This window comes from Sphingomonas oryzagri, assembly GCF_029906645.1.
Classification (GTDB): domain Bacteria; phylum Pseudomonadota; class Alphaproteobacteria; order Sphingomonadales; family Sphingomonadaceae; genus Solisphingomonas; species Solisphingomonas oryzagri.
The window spans coordinates 123,484-141,230 of the sequence record NZ_JARYGZ010000004.1 but is presented as its reverse complement, the minus strand read 5'-3'; the positions used below and the strand labels follow the sequence as shown (position 1 = coordinate 141,230).

At 67.6% G+C, this 17,747-nt stretch carries 14 protein-coding genes; 9 read left to right on the top strand and 5 right to left on the bottom strand.

All coding sequences use genetic code 11. The features are described from left to right. Window positions 1-48: 48 nt before the first annotated feature. The 3 genes from QGN17_RS18950 to QGN17_RS18940 are packed head-to-tail and all read left to right on the top strand — an operon-like array spanning window position 49 to window position 1,832. Window positions 49-588 (top strand): glycoside hydrolase family 108 protein, encoded by a 540-nt coding sequence (locus QGN17_RS18950; RefSeq protein ID WP_281046168.1) that lies wholly within the window; start codon window positions 49-51, stop codon window positions 586-588. Window positions 589-591: 3 nt separating this feature from the next. After that, window positions 592-876 carry a 3TM-type holin gene (locus QGN17_RS18945; protein ID WP_281046167.1) on the top strand — a complete coding sequence of 95 codons (285 nt, stop codon included), beginning with the start codon at window positions 592-594 and terminating at the stop codon, window positions 874-876. A 26-nt stretch (window positions 877-902) separates the two neighbouring features. Then, window positions 903-1,832 (top strand): 2-hydroxyacid dehydrogenase, encoded by a 930-nt coding sequence (locus QGN17_RS18940; RefSeq protein ID WP_281046166.1) that lies wholly within the window; start codon window positions 903-905, stop codon window positions 1,830-1,832. Window positions 1,833-1,834: 2 nt separating this feature from the next. On the opposite strand, the gene QGN17_RS18935 is transcribed toward QGN17_RS18940, so the two are convergent. Both QGN17_RS18935 and QGN17_RS18930 read right to left on the bottom strand, forming a co-directional pair. Continuing rightward, on the bottom strand, window positions 1,835-2,827 hold the full coding sequence (locus QGN17_RS18935) for an NADP-dependent oxidoreductase (RefSeq protein WP_281046165.1): 993 nt from the start codon (window positions 2,825-2,827) through the stop codon (window positions 1,835-1,837). 109 nt (window positions 2,828-2,936) lie between these two features. Beyond that, entirely contained in the window at window positions 2,937-3,221 is a 285-nt protein-coding gene (locus QGN17_RS18930) for a hypothetical protein (protein WP_281046164.1), read from the bottom strand. Window positions 3,222-3,359: 138 nt separating this feature from the next. Between QGN17_RS18930 and QGN17_RS18925 the strand changes: the two genes are divergently transcribed. Beyond that, window positions 3,360-3,620 (top strand): hypothetical protein, encoded by a 261-nt coding sequence (locus QGN17_RS18925; protein ID WP_281046163.1) that lies wholly within the window; start codon window positions 3,360-3,362, stop codon window positions 3,618-3,620. Window positions 3,621-3,706: 86 nt separating this feature from the next. On the opposite strand, the gene QGN17_RS18920 is transcribed toward QGN17_RS18925, so the two are convergent. The 3 genes from QGN17_RS18920 to QGN17_RS18910 form a co-directional block, all read right to left on the bottom strand. Beyond that, complete coding sequence (locus QGN17_RS18920; RefSeq protein WP_281046162.1) at window positions 3,707-4,444, bottom strand: DsbA family protein; 738 nt, start codon at window positions 4,442-4,444, stop codon at window positions 3,707-3,709. After that, window positions 4,441-5,850, bottom strand: a complete 1,410-nt coding sequence (locus QGN17_RS18915) for a M48 family metalloprotease (RefSeq protein WP_281046161.1) — start codon at window positions 5,848-5,850, stop codon at window positions 4,441-4,443. Before QGN17_RS18915 ends, QGN17_RS18920 begins: the two co-directional genes overlap by 4 nt. Window positions 5,851-5,992: 142 nt before the next feature. Continuing rightward, window positions 5,993-8,698, bottom strand: coding sequence for an Rne/Rng family ribonuclease (locus QGN17_RS18910; protein ID WP_281046160.1), 2,706 nt, complete (start codon window positions 8,696-8,698; stop codon window positions 5,993-5,995). A 692-nt stretch (window positions 8,699-9,390) separates the two neighbouring features. On the opposite strand from QGN17_RS18910, the gene QGN17_RS18905 reads away from it, so the two are divergent. The 5 genes from QGN17_RS18905 (at window position 9,391) to QGN17_RS18885 (ending at window position 17,744) form a co-directional block, all read left to right on the top strand. Beyond that, on the top strand, window positions 9,391-11,184 hold the full coding sequence (locus tag QGN17_RS18905) for an ABC transporter ATP-binding protein (protein WP_281046159.1): 1,794 nt from the start codon (window positions 9,391-9,393) through the stop codon (window positions 11,182-11,184). Between the two features lie 224 nt (window positions 11,185-11,408). Next, a complete protein-coding gene (locus QGN17_RS18900) occupies window positions 11,409-11,915 on the top strand; it encodes a MucR family transcriptional regulator (RefSeq protein ID WP_281046158.1) in 507 nt (168 codons plus the stop codon). 13 nt (window positions 11,916-11,928) lie between these two features. Then, window positions 11,929-12,603, top strand: coding sequence for a ribose-5-phosphate isomerase RpiA (gene rpiA, locus QGN17_RS18895; protein ID WP_281046157.1), 675 nt, complete (start codon window positions 11,929-11,931; stop codon window positions 12,601-12,603). Window positions 12,604-12,683: 80 nt separating this feature from the next. Next, window positions 12,684-14,765: a transketolase gene (gene tkt / locus QGN17_RS18890; protein WP_281046156.1), complete on the top strand. Its 2,082-nt coding sequence runs from the start codon at window positions 12,684-12,686 to the stop codon at window positions 14,763-14,765. A gap of 138 nt (window positions 14,766-14,903) precedes the next feature. Continuing rightward, complete coding sequence (locus QGN17_RS18885) at window positions 14,904-17,744, top strand: bifunctional transaldolase/phosoglucose isomerase (RefSeq protein ID WP_281046155.1); 2,841 nt, start codon at window positions 14,904-14,906, stop codon at window positions 17,742-17,744. The last annotated feature ends 3 nt before the right edge of the window (window positions 17,745-17,747 follow it).

Below are 17,747 nucleotides of genomic sequence, written 5' to 3'. Positions count from 1 at the left end.
GAACCATTATGGTTATATGATTCGGCTCGCCTGTGATGGAGCCGAGCCATGGACCCCGCCACCCTGATCAATGAGCTGATCGCCCGCGAGGGCGGATATGTCGCCCGCACCGCCGACAGGGGCGGCCCGACCCGCTACGGCATCACCCAGGCGGTCGCGAAGGCGCACGGCTATGCCGGCGACATGGCGAAACTGCCGCGCGACACCGCCGCCACCATCTACCGCGCCGATTACTGGACGAAGCCGCGCCTCGACGCGGTGGCGGCGCTGGCACCCAAGGTCGCGGCCGAGCTGTTCGACACCGGCGCCAACATGGGCACCGGCACCGCCGCCGGCTTCCTGCGCCGCGCGCTCAACGCGCTGAACCGCAACGGCGCGGATTATCGCGACGTGGCCGTGAAGGGCGCGGTGGACGATGCGGTGCTCGCCGCGCTCAAGGCCTTCCTGCGGGTGCGCGGGAGCGCGGGCGAGACAGTGCTGGTGAAGGCGCTCGATGCGCTGCAGGGCGAACGCTATCTCGCGCTCGCCGAGACGCGGCCCGCCAACGAAGCCTTCCTCTACGGCTGGCTCGCCAACCGGGTGGGCTGAGCAATGGCCTTCTCGCCCTCCCCGCTCGACATCGAGGACGCCTCGGCCGATCGGTTCACCTCCCGCGCGCGCCCCGCCTTCCTCTACGTGATGTACGCGCTGCTGCTCGGCGCCTTTCCGATGGCGGGGATCGCGGCCGTCGCGCCCGTCATGGCCGCCGCGATGACGCGTGCGATCGCCGCCTATCTCGATGCAATCCCCGAGCCGCTCTACGCACTCTTCGGCACAGGTTATCTGGGCTACACGGTGGTGCGCGAATGGGGCAAGGCGAAGGCGCCCCGATCGTAAGCGTGTGCAGCTTTCAGGAGACCCGTATGTCCGCCAAACCCTCCATCCTCATCGCCCAGCCCCATCTGGCCCCGTTGGCTATGGCCCTGGCGGCGGACTATAAGGTGCTGAAGCTGTGGGAAGCCGATGACGAGGCCCGCATCGGCGAGGTGCAGGCGCTGGTGGCGGCGGGCGAGTTCGCGATTCCGCCGGAACTGGTAGACCGGATGCCCAGGCTCGGGCTGATCGCCTGCTTCACCGTCGGCTATGACGGGATCGACGTGGCATGGGCGAAGGCGCGCGGCATCGCCGTCAGCCACGCACACAACGTCAATGACGAGGATGTCGCCGATCACGCGATCGGGCTGATCCTGGGCCATGCCCGCGCCATCGTACCGGGCGATGCGCGGCTGCGCGCCGGTGGCTGGCACGCGCGCGAGACGCCGCTGACCCGCTCGCTCGCCGGCAAGCGGCTGGGCATCGTCGGCCTCGGCAGCATCGGCGTGGCGCTGGCCGCACGGGCGGAAGTGATGCGGATGAGCGTCGCCTGGTGGGGGCCGAACCCCAAGCCGGATGCCCGCTGGCCCCGCGCCGAAAGCCTCGTCGCGCTGGCGCGGGAGAGCGACATTCTCGCGGTCGCGGCGCGCGCGCATGGCGGCAATGTCGGGATGGTCTCGGCCGAGGTGATCGATGCGCTCGGGCCGCAGGGCCTGCTGGTCAACGTCGCGCGCGGCCAGCTCGTCGACGAGGACTCGCTGATCGCTGCGCTGAAGGACGGGCGGGTCGGCGGCGCCGCGCTCGACGTGTTCGCGACCGAGCCGACCCCGGCCGAGCGCTGGGCGGACGTGCCCAACACCGTGCTCACCCCGCACACGGCGGGCGCCACGGATCGCTCGGTCAGCCAGATGCGCGACATGCTGCTCGCCAATCTCGCCGCCTTCTTTGCCGGCGAGCCGCTGCCCAATCCGGCCGAGTAGAATCAGACGCGCACGATCACCTTGCCGAGATTGCCGCCGGTGAACAGCCGGGCATAAGCGGCAAGCGTGTTCTCCAGGCCTGCCGTCTCGTCGAACGGCATGGTGAGCCGGCCCTCGTCCAGCCATGCGCGCAGGATGGCGGTAAGCTCCGACCCGCGATGCGCGAAATCGGGCGAGAAGAAGCCGGTAACCTGCAGCCGCCGCATCAGGATCTGGTCGAAGCGGCGGACAATGGTGCCGGCTTCCTCGTAATCGGCGATCAGGCCGCACAGCGCGATGCGGCCGTAATGCGCCATCTGGGGTAACACGGCATCGAGCAGCGGGCCGCCGACATTGTCGAAATAGACGTTCACGCCGCCGAGCGCGGCCAGTCGCGCGGCCACGTCATCGGCCCGCCGGTCGATCGCGACATCGACCCCGATCGTGCCGGTGAGATAGCGGCATTTCTCCGCACCGCCCGCGATGCCGGCGGTGCGGCAGCCGAGATTGCGCGCGATCTGCAGCGCGAGCAGCCCGGTCGATCCGGCGGCGGCGGAGACCAGCACCGTTTCGCCTGCCTGCGCCCGCCCGACCTCGGCGACGCCGGCATAGGCCGTCCAGCCGTTCATGCCGAGCGCGCCGAGATGCTGGCGGATGTCATCGATGCGGGGATCGAGCACTGTCAGTCCGCTCGTCTCGGGCCGCACGCAGCTATGGTCCGCCCACTGGCCGAAGCCGCGCACCCAGTCGCCTTCGCGGAAACCGGGATGGCGGGAGGCGACCACCTCGCCCATCGCCTGCCCCGGCACCACGATGCCCAGCGGCAGCGGCGGCTGATAGCCGTCGGTGCGCGGCGTCATCCACATGCGCGTGCCGGCATCGAGCGACAGCCAGCGGTTGCGGATCAGCACCTCGCCATCCTGCGGATCGGGGCGCGGCGCCTCTTCCAGACGGATCGCGTCGTCGAACCGCGTGCCTTCGGGATGCGCGATCAGGCGCCAGTGGCGGTGGATCATGCCGCCATTCTAGGGCGCAGCACCGTTCCCACGAACTATTCACAATGCGGGGCCTGGCCCGCCGCACAAGCCGGCGACCGAAGCATCACGGCTTCGGTCGCCTTGTCGTTCAGGGGCTGACCGGATTGAGATGGTGGTCATCGTCCTTGAATGCGCCCGCCGCATCCGCGACGGCCACACCGATACCGACCGCCGCGACACCGACGATCGCCAGCCCGGCGCCGCCGCCCGCCAGATGCGCGCGCGCGCCGGAGGCCGGCGCACCGATCCGGCTACCCGCCATCTGCGTCGGCTGGAGGGAGGCAACGCCGACGGCCGGCCGCACGGCAGCACCGGCGCTGCCCGAAATGATCATGATTGCGGCCGCGCCGGCGACCAAATTCGATAGTCTCATAGAAGACCTCCCTGGATGGCAGGGCAATCCCTGCCCCTCCCTATAACGCGCATTGCGATAAATGGCTCCGAAGGCGGAACAAAATTTTGCGCGATGCGTAGACGTTGGTCGCGATCAGGCGGCCAAGGGAGGCTCCTCATGAAATTTGCTCGCAGTACGCTGCTGCTCGCCGCGGTGGCATTCGCCGGTCAGGCCATGGCCGCGGTGCCGATCCAACCCTCCGCAGGCACGGTCTCGCTGCAGCCCGGCGTGCAGTCGGGCGTCCGGACGGCGAACCCCGCCGGCAAGTCGAAGCTGGGTGGATCGGCTGTCCTGCCGCTGGTGCTTCTCGCGGGCGTGGCCGCCGGCGGCATCATCGTCGCGACGAAGGACAACGGGCACGATTCGGTCAGCCCGTAAGCCGAAGCGAGGGGGCGCGGGCGGCGTTCGAAACACCGGCCCGCCCCCGATACGGATGATGTGAAATTCACGATTGAAGGGCGGGATCAGCCCTTCGCCTTGCGGGCCTTGGCGATCGCGTCCTTGAGGGCATCATAGCCCACCGCGCCCGCCAGCAGTTGATCGCCGATGATGAAGGTCGGCGTGCCGGACATGCGCAGCGATCGGCCCGCCGTCAGGTTGGCGTTGATCTCGTTGACGATGTCCGCGCTGGACATCCCCGACAGATCCAGCCCCATCTTCGCCGCCACCGCGTCCGTCTTGGCATCGTCGAGCGGGGCCGGAACCTGATAGAGCGCGTGGTGGAAGGCCCCGAACTTGCCAGCCTTGGCGGCGACGAGGCTCACCTGCGCGGCACGGTCACTGATCGCGCCGTCGAGTACCGGCAATTCCTTGTAGACGACGCGCAGCTTCGGGTCGGTCGCGATCAGCCTGTCGACGTCCGCCACGCTCTGCCGACAATAGCCGCAGGCATAATCGAAATATTCGACCAGCGTCACGTCGCCCTTGGGATTGCCGGCGATCGCGCCCGCGAACGGAGCCTCGATCTGCGCGCGGTTGGCGTCGATCGCCTGCGCGGTCTGCTTGTCCTGCAGCCGGTCCATCGCCTCGGGGATCACCTCCGGGTGATCGAGCAGATATTGATGCACGATCTCGCCGGTCGCCTTGGGATCGGGCGCGCCGCCCCCGGTATGGCCGAAGCCGCCCATCACCGCGACCGTCGCGATCGCACCCAGCGCTGCGGCCCCAAGGCCGCCCGCCGCTTCCTTCCACCCAATGCTCAACGCTTCTTCCCGTACCGGCTGTCCATGTTGTTGCGCGAGGTGACCGCGATGTCCTCCGCACGCAGATAATCGGGCGTCCCCTGCTTCAGGCCGAGCAGCGCCTTCTCCGCATTCGTTCGTGCGAGTTGATCGTTACCGTCCATCGCATATTTTTCCGCACTGGCGAGCGCGGCGTGCGCCTCGTCGCCGCGCTGCGCATAGACGGCGCCCAGCGCATACCAGGCGAGCGGGTCCTCGCGATCTTTGTCGACCGAGACCTTCAGCACCTTCTCGGCCTCCGCGAAATTGGCCGGATCATCGGTGGCGATGAGCGCCTGCCCGAACAGCGCGGAGATCAACGGCGCGCCGTGCGATTGCGCCACCGCGATGCGCAGCGGCGCCAGCGCCTCCTTGGGATGGCCGTTCTCCAGCAGGATCTGGCCTTTCAGCTCGTTGAAATAGGGATCGAGCGGCGCGGTGGCGAGCAGCGCGTCCGCCTCCTGGTTGGCCTTGTCCGGATAAGCGGCGCGGTGCCACGCATAAGCGCGGGCATAATGGGCGGGAATGGTCTGATCGCTCTCCGGCATCTTGCGCAGCGTCACGTCGGGATCCTGCACATAGCCCGCCAGCTTGGCCTTCACCCGCAGGAAGCGCGCCTGCTGCGCCGGATCCGGCATCGCGTTCCACCAGGGCGATTTCTGGAGGTCGGCGGTCAGCGCCGCCTCGCGATCGTCGGTCATGGGGTGGGTCTGCGCGTAGGGATCGATGGTCGCGTCGGCCGGGGTGAGGCGATATTCCTCCTGCTTCAGTTTGGCGAAGAAGCTGACCATGCCCTTGCCCGAATAATGCGCCTCGTTGAGATGGCGGACGGCCGAGGCATCGGCACTGCCCTCCTGCCCCCGCGTGAAAGCCAGCGCCTTGCTCTGCGCGACCTGGGTGCCGGCGCCGAGCGCGGCCATGCCGGGTCCGGCTGCGCCCGCCGCGATCGCCGCGACGCCGAGCAGCAGCGACAGCAGCGCGATACGGCTCGCGGGCCGCAGCCCCTCGCCCTGCAGCGGAATATGCCCGGCCTCGATATGACCGAGCTCGTGGGCGATCACGCCTTCCACCTCATTGGCATTGTCGGCGGCAAGGATCAGGCCGGAGTTGATGTAGATGGTCTGGCCGCCGGCGACGAAGGCGTTGATCTCCGGATCGTTGATCAGCACGACCTTCAACGCGCCGGGCGCAAGGCCAGCGGACTTGGCCAGCGGCGCGGAGATGTCGGCGAGGAACTGCTCGGTCTCGGTATCGCGCAGGATCTGCGGATCGCCATCCTGTGCCAGCAGCGGACGGCCGGCGACGAGGAAAGTCAGGAAGAGAAGCGTGAGGAAGCGACCAAGCGCGGCGAGGCGTGCGGGGGCGAGGCGAATGGCATTAGCGGCCATGCTCAATCCTCGCCTCCCCGGCCTGAACCCCGGCTGACGCGCCGACCTCCGGCGTCATTGCGGGGAGCGAAGCGACGAAGCAATCCAGTTCCACGTCGGTGGCTCCGGATTGCTTCGCTTTGCTCGCAATGACGGCGGTCGATCAGGCGCCGAAGGTGCGCTGCCACCAACCGCGGCGAGGCGCCTCGTCGGACTCCGCCTCTCCGTTGCCGTCGCTGGCGGCCGTTTCCTCGGCGGGGGCCGGCGCGGCCTCTTCCTCGGCGGGCGTGCCGACGGCGGGTTCGGCGGCGGCCGGTTCGGCCTTCTTGCGCGTACGGCGCGCCTTGGGCTTGGCCGGGGCCTCCTCCGCGGCGGCCGGCTCGGGCGCGACCTCGGCGGCGGGCGCCTCGACGGCCGGCTCAGCCTTCTTGCGCGTGCGGCGCTTGGGCTTGGCCGGAGCCTCCTCCGCGACCGGCTCAGCGGCGACCGGCTCGGGCGCGGCCTCGACGGCCGGCGCGTCCTCGGCGGCACGCGCCTTGGGGCGGCGACGCGCCTTGGGCTTGGCCGACTTCGCGTCCGTCGCCTCGGCTGCAGGCGCGCTCACCGGCGTCGCTTCGACCGGCTCGGCTTCCGCCAGCACCTCGGGCGCAACCTCGGCCACATCGGTCGCCATCGGGCCGACATCGCCGGCATCGACGATCAGCTGCTCCTCGCCCTCGCGGCGGCGACCGCCACGACGGCCACGGCGGCGGCGACGGCGACGGCCATTGCCCTCGCCCTCTTCCTGCTCGCCCTCGGACGCCTCGACCGGCTCGGCCTCGCTGTCCTCGTCGGCCGGTTCTTCGCCCTCGGCGGCATCGGCCTGCTCGGCACCCTCGGGCGCATCGTCGCGGCGACCGCCACGACGACGACGACGGCGACGGCGACGGCCGTTGCCCTCGCCCTCCTCGTCCCGGCCGCCACGCGGTTCGCGCTGGCCGCGCTCCTCAGCCGCCTCGGCCTCTTCCTCCTCGATCTCGTCCTCGTAATCGTCGACGATATCGTCGTCCGGCTCCGGCTCGGGGATCGGGGCGAGCTTGGGCATCTGCGCCGGCGGCGGGCCGGAGATGTCCACGGTCATCCGCGCGCCCTCGTCGTGGTGATCGGGCATCACCTCGATATGGACGCCGTAGCGATCCTCGATCTCCATGATCTCGGCGCGCTTGCGGTTGAGCACATAGATGGTCGCCTCGCGCGACGCGCGCAGCACCAGCTGGGTGCCACGACCGCGCGCGGCGGCCTCTTCAAGCAGGCGCAGCGCCGACAGGCCTGCCGACGACGCGGTGCGCACGAAGCCAGTGCCCTCGCAATGCGGGCAGATGCGGGTGGAGGCTTCGAGCACGCCGGTGCGCAGGCGCTGGCGGCTCATCTCCATCAGGCCGAAGGACGAGATGCGGCCGACCTGGATGCGGGCGCGATCGTTCTTCAGCGCCTCCTTCATCGCCTTCTCGACCTTCCGGATGTTCGATCCGTTCTCCATGTCGATGAAGTCGATGACGACGAGGCCGGCCATGTCGCGCAGGCGCAGCTGGCGGGCAATCTCGTGCGCCGCCTCGAGGTTGGTCGCGGTCGCGGTCTGCTCGATATTGTGCTCGCGCGTCGAGCGGCCCGAGTTGATGTCGATCGAGACGAGCGCCTCGGTCGGGTTGATGACCAGATAGCCGCCCGATTTCAGCTGGACGACCGGCTGGTACATCGCGGTCAGTTGATCCTCGACGCCGAAGCGCTGGAAGAGCGGCACCGGGTCCACATAGGGCCGGATCTTCTTCGCATGCCTCGGCATCAGCAGCTTCATGTAATCGCGGCTGGTGCGATAGCCTTCCTCGCCCTCGACGATCACCTCGTCGATCTCGCGCGAATAGATGTCGCGGATGGCGCGCTTGATGAGGTTGCTGTCCTCGTAGATCAGAGCCGGCGCTTCGGACTTCAGCGTATTCTCGCGAATACCGTCCCACAGGCGCGCGAGATAATCGAAGTCGCGCTTGATCTCGACCTTGGTGCGCTGGAGGCCCGCGGTGCGGACGATGCAGCCCATCGTGCGCGGCAGGTTCATCTCCGCCATGATCGTCTTGAGGCGCTTGCGGTCGGCGGCGTTCGAGATCTTCCGCGAGATTCCGCCGCCGTGCGACGTGTTGGGCATCAGCACGCAGTAACGGCCGGCGAGCGACAGATAGGTGGTCAGCGCCGCGCCCTTGTTGCCGCGCTCCTCCTTGACGACCTGCACCAGCAGCACCTGGCGGCGGCGGATGACGTCCTGGATCTTGTAGCGGCGGCGCAGGTTCTGGCGGCGCTTGCGCAGCGCCTCGACATGATCGCCATCGCCGCGACCGGCCGACTTGGAACGGCGCGGCTTGGCGGCCTCCTCACCGTCCTCGTGCGGATGATCCTCGGCCGACGGCTCCTCGTCATGGCCGCCATCGTCGTCGAGACGCTCGATCGATTCGACGTCGATGTCGTGATCGGACGCTTCGGCGTGATCATGATCGTGATCGTCATGCTCGTCGTCGAAATGATCGTCGTCCTCGGCGGCGAGCGCCTCGGCCTCTTCCTGCTCCTCGCGCAGCAGCGCGTCGCGATCCTCCTTGGGGATCTGATAGTAATCCGGGTGGATTTCCGAGAAGGCGAGGAAGCCGTGGCGGTTGCCGCCGAACTCGATGAAGGCCGCCTGGAGCGAGGGCTCCACGCGGGTCACCTTGGCGAGATAGATGTTACCCTTGAGCTGCTTGCGTTCGGCACTCTCGAAATCGAACTCTTCGATCCGGTTACCCTTGGCGACCGCGACCCGTGTCTCTTCCGGGTGGCGCGCGTCGATCAGCATGCGCATCGTCATTAGTTGTTCTCCGGGCGCGCCGGCCGCCGATATGAGGCGGCAGCGGGTGCGCCGATATGTCGTTGTGAAGAAGCGATCCTGCCGGCGCCGTGCGCACGGGGATCGCGGGATAAGAAACAGCGTGGTGCGTGGCCGTCGCAGACGCATGCAGGGCTCGTTCGGCCCGGCGCCCGTTCCGCGCAGCCGCGTCGCTCTCGAAGCGATCGGTGCGGGAAAGGAAATGCGGCATTGTGCGACGTCAACCTGATACCCGGCCGCCCAGAGTGGCGCCGGTGCGGGGCGCGGACATCGCACCCGTCCGCCGTGCTAGCACCCGCCGACAAGCTCGGCAAGTCGCGGACTTGCGCGGAATATCGGGGCGAATTCGTTAACATCAAGACCTTGCCGCGCATCTCTCATCCTTCATTGCGAGCGAAGCGAAGCAATCCAGAACCGCAAAGGCCGAATGGATTGCTTCGCCGCTTCGCGCCTCGCAATGACGAGATCGGGCGCATACTGGCGTCCACGCGCGCGTCATGCTATGCGCGGCCGCATCGTTTCAGCGAAGCAAGGGAGGCGACCGATGATCCTATCGTATAAGCGCCGCCCCTATACGGGCATCGGGCTGATCTGAGCCCTTCCGGTGGACACGCCCCCACCGCCGTTTCTTTCGCTGACGACATAAGGGACCCGGCGACGGGCCGATCTTCCCGATGAGCAAGCCCAAGTCCCGAGACGGCGCCGCGGTTCTCCGCACTGTCCTCGCCTTCACCTTCCAGCACTGGCGCCGCCGCTGGTGGCTCGCCGCGGCCGTGGCGATCGGCCAGAGCCTCGCGACCGTCACCGAAATCTTCGTGCCCTTGTTCGTCGGCCACCTCGTCGATGCACTGGGACGCGGCGCGGCCGGGCACGGCGGCGCCTTCGATGCGTTCCTCGCGATCGTCGCGCTGGGTGCGGCGATGGTGGTGCTGCGCCACCTCTCCTGGTGGGCGATCGTGCCGCTGTCGCTGCGCATCATGCGCGACATCGCCAACGAGGCGTTCCAGCGCGTCCAGCGCTTCTCGACCGACTGGCACGCCAACGCCTTCTCCGGCTCCACCGTGCGCAAGATCACGCGCGGCATGTGGGCGCTCGATTCGCTCGACGATACGCTGCTTCTCGCATTGCTGCCGTCGCTCGTCGTGCTGGTCGGCACGGTGCTGCTGCTCGGCGCGCACTGGCCGGTAATGGGCCTGGTCATGGGGCTGGGCGCGATCGCGTACGTGGCGCTGACGGTGACGCTGGCGACGAAGGTGATCGCGCCCGCCTCGCGCCTCTCCAACCAGTGGGACACCAAGATCGGCGGCGTGCTGGCCGACGCGATCGGTACCAACGCGGTGGTCAAGGCCTTCGGCGCGGAGGCGCGCGAGGAGCAGCGCCTCGGCTGGATCGTTTCCAAATGGCAGCGGCGCACGCGGCGGACGTGGATGCTGTTCACCTATGCCGGCACCGCGCAGCTCACCTTGCTGTGGGCGGTGCGCGCGGCGCTGACCGGCACCGCCTTGTGGCTGTGGTGGCAGGGCCGCGCGTCGGCCGGCGACGTCGCCTATGTGCTGACCACCTATCTGGTGGTGCACGGCTATCTGCGCGAGATCGGGCAATATGTGCACCAGCTCCAGCGCGCGGTGAACGAGATGGAGGAACTGGTCGACATCCACGACCAGCCGCTCGGCATCGAGGATGCGCCGGATGCGAAACCCATCCGCATAGAGGAAGGCGCGATCCGCTTCGACCATGTCACCTTCCGCTATGGCGGGCACGCGACACCGCTCTACGAGGCGCTGGACGTCACCATCCCGGCCGGACAGCGGGTGGGGCTCGTCGGCCCGTCGGGATCGGGCAAGACGACCTTCGTCAAGCTGATCCAGCGGCTCTACGACGTGACGGAAGGCCGTGTGACGATCGACGGGCAGGATGTCGGCCATGCCACGCAGGCGTCGCTCCGCAGCCAGATCGCGATCGTCCCGCAGGAGCCGATCCTGTTCCACCGCAGCCTGGCCGAGAATATCGGCTATGCGCGGCCCGATGCGACGCAGGCGGAGATCGAGCGGGCGGCGAAGCTCGCCAACGCGCACGATTTCATCACGAAGCTGCCCAAGGGCTATCGCACGCCAGTAGGCGAGCGCGGCGTGAAACTATCGGGCGGCGAGCGTCAGCGGGTTGCGCTGGCCCGCGCCTTCCTGGCGGACGCGCCGATCCTGATCCTCGACGAAGCCACCTCCAGCCTCGATTCCGAATCCGAGGCCGCGATCACCGAGGCGATGGCGCGGTTGATGGTGGGGCGCACCACCGTCATCATCGCGCATCGCCTCTCCACGGTGCGCGCGCTCGATCGCATTCTGGTGTTCGATGCCGGCCGAATCGTCGAGGATGGCGACCACGCCGAGCTGCTCGGCATCGAGAATGGCCGTTATCGGCGCCTGTTCGAGCGGCAGTCCGGATCGGAGCCGACGCTCGCTTCGCTGTGATCCGGCAAGATGATCGATCCGATAATTGCCCGATTGCAACATTCCGAAACCGATCTCTTAAATACGGCCACAGATGTTCATCTTGGGGCAAGGTACCCGATCATGAATTCCTTAATCATCGCTTATATGATGGCTTGATCCCGCAATAGATGCGCGTAGATACGCAATCTTATTCGGCGCGAAAGTCAGTCGCAGTCGAAAACGGAATAAGGAGCGTCACCCCCGTGTCCGATGAACTGAACAATGAGCTGCTGAGCCTCACCGCCGACATCGTTGCCGCGCACGTCGCCAACAACAATGTCGCGACGAGCGAGGTGCCGTCGCTGATCGCGCAGGTGCACGCGGCGCTCACCGGACTGACCGAGCCGAAGAAGGCGGAAGAGCCGGAGCTGCAGCCGGCGGTTCCGGTGCGCTCCTCGGTGAAGCACGACTACATCGTCTGCCTCGAAGACGGCAAGAAGCTGAAGATGTTGAAGCGCTATCTGCGCACCAACTACAACATGACCCCGGAAGAATATCGCACCAAGTGGAAGCTGCCGCGCGATTATCCGATGGTCGCCCCGGCCTATGCCGAGCAGCGTCGCGGCCTCGCCAAGCAGATCGGCCTCGGCCGCAAGAAGGACGAGGCGCCCGCCAAGCCGGCCCGCGCCAAGGCCGCCCCGAAGGCCGCCGCCGCGACGCCCGCCAAGCGCGGCCGCAAGCCCAAGGCTGCGACGCCCGCCGAGGCGTGATAGACCTCCGGTCATGACGACCGGAGACATATCGAAGAAGAGGGCCGCCGAGGCCGCCATCGCCGAAGTGACCGACGGAATGTTGGTCGGCCTCGGCACGGGCAGCACGGCGGCCTTCGCCATTTCCGGGCTGGGCCGGCGGATCGCCGACGAGCGCCTGACCATCACCGCCGCCGGCACCTCCCTCGCCACCGAAACGGCGGCGCGCGCGGCGGGCATCCCCTTCCTCGCCTTCGACGATCTCGCCACGGTCGACCTGTGCATCGACGGCGCCGACGAGATCGATCCCCGGTTCCGCGCCATCAAGGGCGGCGGCGGCGCGATGCTGCGCGAGAAGATCGTCGCCAGCGCCGCGACGCGCATGATCTGCATCGTCGATGCGTCCAAGCCGGTGGAGACGCTCGCCCGCCCGTTGCCGATCGAGGTGCTGCCCTTCGCGCGCGCCTATGTCATGGGCGCGATCCGCGCTCTTGACGGCGAGCCGGTCGTCCGCCCCGCCCCCAGCGATCAGGGCAATCTGTTGATGGACTGCGATTTCGGCCCGATCGCCGACCCCGCCGGCCTTGCCCGCGCGCTCGACGCGGTGCCGGGTCTGCTCGGCCACGGCCTTTTTCTAAGCGAGATCGACGCGCTCTACATCGGCGACGAAACGGGAGTCGAACGCCGCGAAAGGCCATCGAAACCGTAACGCATACGGAACCGGTGCTTGCGCCCGGCCGTTCCACGCGGCAGAGCGCGCGCATCCTTGCGAACCGGGGACTCGACCCAATGACCGATACCGACACCGCCGCCCGTCCTGCCACGCACGTCGTCGAGGACGGCTCGATCGATCGGCTGGCGATCGACACGATCCGCTGCCTGGCCATGGACGCGGTGCAGAAGGCCAATAGCGGCCACCCCGGCACCGCCATGTCGCTGGCGCCGATCGCCGAGACGCTGTGGACGAAGTTCCTGCGCTACGATCCCAAGGCCCCGCTGTGGCCGAACCGCGACCGGTTCATCCTGTCGGTCGGCCACGCCTCGATGCTGCTCTACGGGCTGCTCCACATGTCGGGCACGATCGAGGTGGACGCGCAGGGCAAGCCCACCGGGCTGCCCGCCGTCAGCCTCGACGACATCAAGAATTTCCGCCAGATCGGCAGCAAGACGCCGGGCCATCCCGAATATCACGACACCACCGGCGTCGAGACGACCACCGGCCCACTGGGCGCGGGCTGCGGCAATTCAGTCGGCTTCGCGATCGCCGAGCGCTGGCTCGCCAGCCACTTCAACCGCGACGGATTCGAGATCTTCAACCACGACACCTACGTCTTCTCGTCCGACGGCGACATGATGGAAGGCGTGGCCTCCGAGGCTGCCTCGCTGGCCGGCCATCTGAAGCTGGCGAACCTCTGCTGGGTCTATGACTCGAACGACATCACGATCGAGGGCGACACCAACATCACCTTCAACGAGAATGTGATCGAGCGTTTCAAGGCCTACGGCTGGAACACCATCCTGATCGAGGATGCCGAGGACACCGAAGCCTTCGCCAAGGCGATCGAGACCTTCAAGGCGACCACCGACAAGCCGACCTTCATCGAGGTCCGCTCGATCATCGGCATCGGCTTCCCGACCCGCGCCGGCACCCACAAGGCCCACTCCGACGCGCCGGGCGAGGAGGAAATCCGCGGCGCCAAGAAGAGCTACGGCTGGCCCGAAGACGAGAGCTTCCGTGTCCCCGCAGAAGCGAAGCAGCATTTCGAAGATGCGATGGCGAAGAACGCGCCGACCCGCGAGAAGTGGGAGGCGATGGTCGCCGACTATCGCAAGGCGCACCCCGATCTCGCCGTCGAACTCGACACGATGCTCGCCGGCAAGCTGCCGGAGGGCTGGGACAAGGCGCTCCCGCATTTCGACGCCGACGAGAAGGGCATGGCGAGCCGCGAGGCGGGCGGCAAGGTGCTGAACGCGATCGCGCCCTCGGTGCCGTGGCTGGTCGGCGGCGCCGCCGATCTCGCCCCCTCGACCAAGACCGACATCAAGGATGCCGGTTCGTTCGAGCCGGGCAGCTATGGCGGCCGCAACCTTCATTTCGGCATCCGCGAGCATGGCATGGGCGCCGCCGCCAACGGCATGGCACTCTCCTACCTGCGCGCCTACACCGGCACCTTCTTCGTCTTCTCCGATTACATGCGTCCGACGCTGCGCCTTGCGGCGATCATGCGGATTCCGACGACCTTCGTGTTCACGCACGACAGCATCGGCGTCGGCGAGGACGGCCCCACCCACCAGCCGATCGAGCATCTCGCCTCGTTGCGCGCGATGCCGAACCTCGACACGATCCGCCCCGGCGACGCCAACGAGGTGGCCTATGCGTGGAAGGCGGCGCTGGAGAGCGTCCACACGCCGACCGTTCTGGTCTTCTCGCGCCAGGCGATGCCGACGCTGGATCGCACCAAGTTCAACTCGGCCGAGGGCACGCTCAAGGGCGGCTATGTGCTGACCAAGGACAGCGGCACGCCCGATCTGATCCTGATCGCGACCGGCACCGAGTTGGGCCTCGCGGTGAAGGCGGCCGAGGCGCTGTCCGAGGGCGGCAAGACCGTCCGCGTCGTGTCGATGCCGAGCTTCCACCTCTTCGAGAAGCAGGACCAGGCCTACAAGGACAGCGTGCTGCCCCCGTCGGTCGAGGCGCGCGTCGCGATCGAGCAGGGCGCCGAGTTCGGCTGGGACCGTTACGTCGGCCTCAAGGGCAAGACGGTGACGATGGCGACCTTCGGCGCCTCCGCCCCGCTCGCCGATCTGCAGAAGAAATTCGGCTTCACCCTCGACAATGTCGTCAAGGTGGCGCGCGAAGTGATGGGATGACCATGGCCTCACCGATCTCACTCCGTTCGTCCTGAGCGAAGTCGAAGGACGTGCTGCAAGCGACACCGCTTGGGGCACGCACTTCGACAGGCTCAGTGCGAACGGGTTGGGGTTGAAGTGGGATATGAGGAGATCGACATGTCCGACGATCAGCTCGAAGCCGTCCGCGAACAGGAAGCAAGCACCATGAACCGACTGCAGAAGCTCGAAGAGGCCGGTCAGGCCGTTTGGCTGGATTTCATCGACCGGGAGTTCATGGCCGCGGGCGGCCTCAAGCGGCTGGTCGAGGAGGATGGCCTCACCGGCGTCACCTCCAACCCCTCGATCTTCGAGAAGGCGATCGGCCACTCCTCCGCCTATGACGCCCAGCTCAAGGCCGAGGTCGAAGCCGATCCCCGCACCGTCGAGACGATCTACGAGGCGCTGGCGATCAAGGATATTCAGGATGCCTGCGACACGCTGAAACCGGTCTACGACAAGCATGAGGCCAAGGACGGCTACGTTTCGATCGAGGTCTCGCCCTATCTGGCGATGGAGACCGATACGACGCTCGCCGCCGCCAAGCGGCTGTGGGCGGAGGTCGATCGCGAGAACCTGATGGTGAAGATCCCCGGCACCGATCCGGGCGTCCCCGCGATCCACGATGCGATCGAGGCGGGCATCAACATCAACGTCACCCTGCTCTTCTCGCTCGACGCGTACAAGAAGGTGCTGGAGGCGTATATTTCGGCGCTCGAGGCGCGCGTCGCCAAGGGCGAGGCCATCGACAGGATCGCCAGCGTCGCCAGCTTCTTCGTCAGCCGCATCGATGGCGTGATGGACAAGAAGATCGATGCGCTCGGCACCGAGGAGGCCAAGGCCATCCGCGGCAAGATCGCGATCGCCAACGCCAAGATCGCGTACCAGCATTATCTGGAGGTTTCGGCCTCGGCCCGCTGGCAGGCGCTGGCCGAGAAGGGCGCGCAGCCGCAGCGCCTGCTCTGGGCGTCGACCGGCACCAAGGACAAGGCCTATTCGGACGTCCTCTATGTCGAGACGCTGATCGGCCGCGACACGGTCAACACCATGCCGCCCGCGACGATGGACGCCTTCCGCGATCATGGCGAGACCTCGAACAGCCTCGTCTCCGATGTGGACGGTGCGGAGAAGGTGCTGGCGACGGCCGAGAAGCTCGGCCTCGATCTCGACGGCGTGACCGCGCAACTGGTCAAGGATGGCGTGAAGTCGTTCGCCGATGCGGCGGACTCGCTCTACGGCGCGGTCGCGGGCAAGCGCGGCAAGTTCCTCGCGGGCAAGCTCGATACGATTTCTGCCGATCTGCCCGCCGATCTCGACGCGAAGGTGAAGGACTCGATCGAGAAGGCACGGTCCGAAGGCTGGTCGCGCAAGCTTTGGGCGCACGACGCCTCGATGTGGACCGGCGGCGACGAGGGCAAGTGGCTCGGCTGGCTGCCCGCCGCCGAGGGCAAGCAGGTCGATATCGCCGCGCTGCAGGCGCTCTCGGTCGAAGCGAAGAAATACAAGGACGTCGTCCTTCTCGGCATGGGCGGTTCCAGCCTCGGGCCGGAGGTGATGGGCCTCATCCTCGGCGCCGGATCGCCCAAGCTCCACGCGCTCGACAGCACCGATCCGGGCCAGGTCGCTTCGGTCGCCGATGCGACCGACCCGGCCAACACGCTCTACATCGTCGCCTCCAAGTCCGGCTCGACGATGGAGCCGGAACTGCTGCGCGCTTACTTCTTCGCGCGCTGCGAGCAGGCGGTCGGCGAGGGCAAGGCCGGCGCGCGCTTCGTCGCGATCACCGATCCCGGCTCCAAGCTGGAGAAGGTCGCGAAGGAGCATGGCTACGCGCACATCTTCCTCGGCGATCCGACGATCGGCGGGCGCTATTCGGTGCTCTCCGTGTTCGGCATGGTGCCGTCCGCCGCGATCGGTATCGACGTCGGCGCCTTCTTCGATGTCGTCACGCTGATGACGAACTCGTGCGGCCCGGACGCGCCGCCCGCCGCCAACCCCGGCTTCGAGCTGGGCGCGATCATGGGCGCCGCCGCCGTCGCGGGCCGCGACAAGCTGACGCTCGTTCCCTCGCCCACGCTAAAGCCGTTCGGTTCGTGGCTGGAACAACTGATCGCGGAGAGCACCGGCAAGCAGGGCGAGGGCATCGTCCCCGTCGATCTGGAGCCGCTCGGCGATCCGGCCGACTACGGTAACGACCGCGTCTTCGTGCACCTGCACCTCGAAGGCGACGCAATGTCGGCCGACCATGCGAAGCTGGAAGCGCTCAAGGCCACCGGCCAGCCGATCGTCACCATCGTCCTCAACAAGAAGGAGGATATCGGCCAGGAGTTCGTCCGCTGGGAAGTCGCGACCGCGGTCGCCGGCGCGATCATCGGCATCGATCCGTTCGACCAGCCCGACGTCGAGGACGCCAAGATCCAGACCCGCCAGTTGATCGAGGCGTACGAACAGTCCGGCAGCCTCAAGCCCGAGACGCCCTTCTTCGAGGACGGCGACTTCGCCTTCTACGCCCCCGCCAAGGTGGATGGCGGCGACGCGGCGGCGATCCTGAAGGCGCACCTTTCGACCGCCAAGGCCGGCGATTATTTCGGGTTCCTCGCGTATATCGAGCGCAACGAGACCCACGAGGCGACGATCGAGGCGATGCGTGTCGACGTGCGCGACTCCAAGAAAATCGCCACCGTCGCCGGCTTCGGCCCGCGCTTCCTCCACTCGACCGGCCAGGCCTATAAGGGCGGCCCGAAGGAAGGCATCTTCCTGACGATCACGCGCGAGCCGTCGCAGGATATCGCCATCCCCGGCAACCGCGCCTCGTTCGGCACCGTCCAGCTCGCGCAGGCGCGCGGCGATATGGAGGTGCTGGCTTCGCGTGGCCAGCGCGTGCTGCGCGTCCACCTGAAGGACGAGAAATCCGGCCCCGAGGCGCTTGCCCGCGCGTTGAAGGCCGCAACACAAGCCTGAACT